Source organism: Streptomyces mutabilis, from assembly GCF_014649815.1.
Classification (GTDB): domain Bacteria; phylum Actinomycetota; class Actinomycetes; order Streptomycetales; family Streptomycetaceae; genus Streptomyces; species Streptomyces mutabilis.
Genome location: NZ_BMTT01000049.1, coordinates 1 through 5,505, shown reverse-complemented (window position 1 = coordinate 5,505; position 5,505 = coordinate 1). Strand labels below are relative to the sequence as shown.

1 protein-coding gene is annotated in these 5,505 nt (G+C 73.1%); it reads left to right on the top strand.

Translation table 11 applies throughout. The annotated features are described in order from the left end of the window. Positions 1-5,505: SDR family NAD(P)-dependent oxidoreductase (locus IE142_RS34355; protein ID WP_191889368.1), on the top strand; the 5,505-nt coding region annotated here is incomplete at both ends.

Sequence of the window (5,505 nt, the reverse complement as noted above, 5' to 3'; positions counted from 1 at the left end):
GGACGCGGTGCGGTTGCTGCGTGAGGCGGCGGCCGGTGAACGGCCGCTGATGGTGCGCTCGGGCACGGTCGCAAGGGACTTCACGCCGAATCTGTTCCTTCGGGATGTGGTGGCCGATGCCTTGCGGGACCGGCTGGACGCGGGCCGGTACCAGGAGCGGCTCCAGGCGTTGGCGGAGTTGTACTGCCAGGGTTACGAGCCGCGGTTCGAGGGGTTGTTCGAGCGGACGCCGGCCCAGGTGAGCCTGCCCGGTTACCCCTTCGAACGCGAGGAGTACTGGGCGGACACCACCGGGTCCACGCCGAGCCGAGGGGCCGCGCGGCTGCATCCCCTCGTCCACGAGAACACCTCCGACCTCAGCGAGCAGCGGTACGTCTCCGTCTTCACCACGGACGAGCCCTTCCTGGTCGACGGCTTCGGCGGGCGCAGGATCCTCCCCGCAGGGGCGTGTCTGGAGATGGCCCGCGAGGCGGTCCAGCGGGCGACCCGGGGCGGGCATGCCGAACAGACCGGCATGCGGCTGACCCAGGTGCTGTTCGGGCGGCCCGTCGTGGTGGGCGACGAGGACACCTCCGTACGGATCACCCTCGTCCCCGCGCAGGACGGCGAGATCGCATTCGAGATCCTCTCCGGCGACGAGGACGCCCCCGTGGTCCACGGTCAGGGCGACGCGGTGCTCGTCGAGCGGGCCGAGCCGCCCGTCGTCGACCTGGAGCGGGTGCGCACCGGATCCGCGGAGCGGCTGCTGGTCCGGCTCACGGCCGACGGTGGTCAGGAGTACGTGCTGGACCCGGGCGTCGTCGAGGGTGCCCTGCGCGCGCCCCTCGGAACCACGGGCGGCGAGCCGCGGACACCGGTCGCGCTGGACGAGGCCGAGGTCTTCGCCGGGACCGGACGGCTCGTGTGGGCGGTGGCCCGCAGGGCGGGTGACGGCTTCGACATCGACGTGTGCGACGACGCGGGCAAGGTCGGCCTTCGGTTGCGGGGGCTGATCACCGCGGTTCCCGGCCCGGAGGCGACGGAGCCGGCCGGCGGGGCGGAGCCCATCACCGGCGTCCTGGAAGCGGTGTGGACGGACGCCGAGCCCGACGCGGTGACCGGCGCGGCGGCGTGGACCGAGCGCCATGTGGTCTTCTGCGATCCCGGTACGGACGTGCCCGGGGCGAACGCGTTCGGCGCGGCCGGCCAGGTGCGTGTCCATGTGCTGCACGGCACCGGTGACGACGCCGCCGAGCGTTTCACCTCCCTCGCCGAGCAACTGTTCACCGAGGTCCGGCAGATCCTGCTGGGCCGGCCGAAGGGCGACGTACTGCTCCAGGTCGTGGTGTGCGCGGCCGACGCCCCCGACTGGTACACGGGGCTGAGCGGGCTGCTGAAGACGGCCGGGCTGGAGAACCCGAAGCTCACCGCCCAGCTGCTGCTCACCGACGAGACGGCCGACGCCGAGCGGACCAGGGAGCGGATCGAGTCCGAGGCACGCGCGGGGCACGGGACACCCGCCCAGGTCCGCTACCGCGACGGCCGTCGGCAGGTGGCGGCGTGGCGGCAGCTGGACGATTCCGTCGGCGTGGCTCTGCCCTGGCGGGCGGACGGCACGTACCTGATCACCGGCGGGGCCGGCGAGCTGGGCCTCGTGTGTGCCCGTGAGCTGGCCGAGCGGGCGCCCGGCGCGCGGATCGTCCTCACCGGCCGCTCCGCGCCGGGCGAGCGGATCGACGTGACGGTGGCTGAGCTGCGTGCACTCGGCGCCCGTGCGGAGTACGCCCGGCTCGACGTCACCGATCGCGACGCGGTGAGCGGCCTCGTGCAGCGCATCGCCGGGGACGGGGACGTGCTGCGGGGCATCCTGCACTGCGCCGGGATCCTCCGGGACGGCTACATCATCCGCAAGACCACGGGGGAGCTGCGGGAGGTCCTCGCGCCCAAGGTCACCGGCCTGGTCGCCCTCGACGAGGCGACGGCCGGCCTGGAACTGGACTTCCTCGTGTCCTTCGCCTCGTCCGCGGGCAGCCTCGGCAACCCCGGCCAGGCGGACTACGCCCTCGGCAACGCCTTCATGGACGGCTTCGCGGCACACCGCGAGGCGCTGGCCGCGGCGGGACAACGACACGGGCGCACCCTGTCCGTCGACTGGGGTCTGTGGCGCGACGGCGGCATGGTCATGGACGCCCACGCGGCGGCGCGGCTGGAGGAGCAGAGCGGCCTGGTGCCGATTCCGCGCGAGGCCGGCATCGACGCCCTCCACCGCAGCCTGGCCTCCGGTGCCTCCCAGACCCTCTGCCTGGCCTTCCGGGACGAGGCCCGGCTGCGGGACGCGCTCGCCGGACGCCTGTCCGTCCTGCCCGAGCCGGACGGAGGCGAGCCGGCCCCGGTGGCGCGGGAGGCCGCCCCTTCCACCCCCGTGGCGGATCTGCGGCAACTGCGCACCCGCCTGCTCGCCCACCTGGTGGACGTGCTGGCCACGGTCATGAAGCTGAAGTCCGACTGGATCGACGCGGAGACGCCGCTGGAGCAGTACGGCATCGACTCGATCAGCGTCATCCAGCTCACCCAGGAACTGGAGGTCTCCTTCGGAACGCTGCCCAAGACGCTGTTCTTCGAGTACCGCAGCCTCACCGAACTCGCCGACTACTTCCTGGAGTCGGAGCAGGAGACCCTGGCGCGGCTCTTCGGCCACGGGGACAGCGACGGCGGCGCCGACGGCGACGGCGACGGCGACGGCGGTCCCGGGCCGCGGCAGCCCGGCCCGTCCCCCGCGGAGCAGGCCGGCACCTCCGTGCCCGCGGTAGTACGGCGCGCGGCGCGCTCCCGGTTCGTCGGCGAGCGGGCCACGGACTCCCGCCCGTCCGCCGACCCGGGCTCGGTGGACATCGCCGTGATCGGCCTGTCCGGCCGCTACCCGCAGGCGCCGAACCTCGACGTCTTCTGGGAGAACCTGCTCCACGGACGCGACAGTGTCACCGAGATCCCGGCGGAGCGCTGGGACTATCGCTCCTACTACTACGACGAGGACCGTTCCCGGCGCGGCCGGATCCACAGCCGTTGGGGTGGCTTCCTGGACGGCGTCGACCGTTTCGACCCCACGTTCTTCAACATCTCGCCCCGCGAGGCCGAGATCATGGACCCGCAGGAACGCCTCTTCCTGCAGTGCGCCTACGAGACCGTCCAGGACGCCGGATACACGCCGCGCGACCTCGACGGGGGCACCGGCGGAGCCGGAGTCTTCGTCGGTGTCACCACGGCGGACTACCAGCTCTTCGGACTGGAACGGCAGCTGGCGGGCGACCCGGTGGCGATCACCGGCAACTTCGCGACGATCGCCAACCGAGTGTCGTTCCACTTCGACTTCCAGGGGCCCTCCCTGGCGGTCGACACGATGTGCTCGTCGTCGCTGACCGCCATCAGCCTCGCCTGCGAGAGCCTGCGGCTGGGCAAGTGTGACGTGGCGATCGCCGGCGGGGTCAACCTCTCCCTCCACCCGAACAAGTACCTGCTGATCTCCCAGGGCAAGTTCGTCTCCAGCGACGGCCGGTGCCGCAGCTTCGGCGCCGGCGGCGACGGGTACGTCCCCGGTGAGGGCGTCGGCGCGGTCCTCCTCAAGCCGCTGGAGCGGGCGGTGCGCGACGGCGATCACATATACGGCGTGATCAAGGGAACGGCCGTCAACCACGGTGGGCGGACCAACGGCTACACCGTGCCCAACCCCAACGCACAGGGGGCGGTCGTCACCAGGGCGCTGGAGCAGTCCGGCGTCGACCCGCGGGCGATCAGCTACATCGAGGCGCACGGCACCGGCACCAAGCTGGGCGACCCCATCGAGATCCGGGGACTGTGCCAGGCCTTCGACCAGGTCGGGGAGGGCAGCCGGTGCGCCATCGGCTCGGTGAAGTCCAACATCGGGCACGCCGAGGGCGCGGCCGGCATCGCCGGACTGACCAAGATCCTGTTGCAGATGCGGCACGGGACCCTGGTCCCGTCCCTGCACGCCGACGACCTCAACCCGTACATCGACTTCGACGCCACCCCCTTCACGGTCCAGCGAACCGTCGCCGAGTGGCGCCGCCCGGTGCTGGACGTCGAGGGCGAGCAGCGCGAGCAGCCGCTTGTCGCCGCGCTGTCCTCGTTCGGCGCGGGCGGCTCCAACGCGCACCTCGTCGTCGAGGAGTACGTGGCCGCGCGGAACGGCACCTGCGGGCGGTCCCGGCCGGAGGGGCGGGTCGCGATCGTGCTGTCCGCCAAGGGTGAGGAACAGCTCGAGCGCTCCGCCGAGCGGCTGCTGGCCGTCCTGCGCGACGACCGCCTCGACGACGCGGACCTGCCGGCCCTCGCCCACACCCTCCAGACGGGACGCGAGGCCATGCCGTACCGGCTGGCGCTGCTCGCCGGGTCCCTCGACGAGGCAGCGCGCAAGCTCGCCGACCGTGAGGACGTCCACACCGGCAGGCGGGGCGCGAGCGAAGCGGAACTCGCCCTGCTCACGGGAGGCGACGACGTCGGCGCCCTGGTGGAGACCTGGCTCGCCGAGGGCCGCACCGACTCCCTGGTGCGGGCCTGGGCCCTCGGTGCCGACGTCGACTGGGCACGGCTGTACGCGGGTACAGCGGACCGGCCCGGCCGGATCAGCCTGCCGACCTACCCGTTCGCCGAGGAGTCCCACTGGCTGCCGGCCGCCGCGGTCGGTGCGCCCGGCGGGGGAGCGGCCCCGCTGCATCCCCTCGTCCACGACAACACCTCGGACCTGGCCGGCCAGCGCTTCACCTCCGTACTCGACGGTGCCGCGCTCACCGCGGCCGCCGCGCTGGAGATGGCGCGCGCCGCGGTGGTGCTCGCCACCCCCACGGCCGACTACGGCAGTGACGCCGTACGGCTGCGGGACCTCACCTGGCAGGCACCCGCAGACGGGAAGCACACCGTACACATCACGCTGGCCCCGGAGCGGGACGGCGAGGTGCGGTGGACGGTGCGCACGGCCGAACCCGGCTCGACCCGGCCGGGCGCGCCGCAGGCGGTCGGCACGGGCACCGCGACGGTCCTGGCGGCGGCCGGCCCGGAGCGGCTCGACCTCACCGCGCTGCGAGAGCACGAGCGGTGCCGGCTGATCGAGCTGGACGCCCCGGACAGCGGGGACCAGCACCTCGGTGAGGTCCTCGTGCACGCGCTGGAGACCGGCCTCACCGCCGGTGACATCGGCCTCGCCGGTCGTCTGACGGCGGACGAGGCGGTCCTCGTCCCGACTGCGCAGCCACCGGCCTGGGCGGTCGTCGACACCCGCACAGGCGACCACGGTCCGCTCCTGGACATCGCCCTGTGCACCGCGGACGGCACGGTCGTGCTCCGGCTCCGCGGGCTGGCCCCTGAGGAAACGCACGTGAAGGAAACAACGGACGCGCAGATGGACGCGCCGGTCGACGAACTTGCCGAGGTGGCTGTGGTTGAGGTGAAGGCGGGTCCGGGCCGGCGTGCGGAGATGGCCGGCTGGTCGGTGGAGCAGTGCCTGGCGTGGGA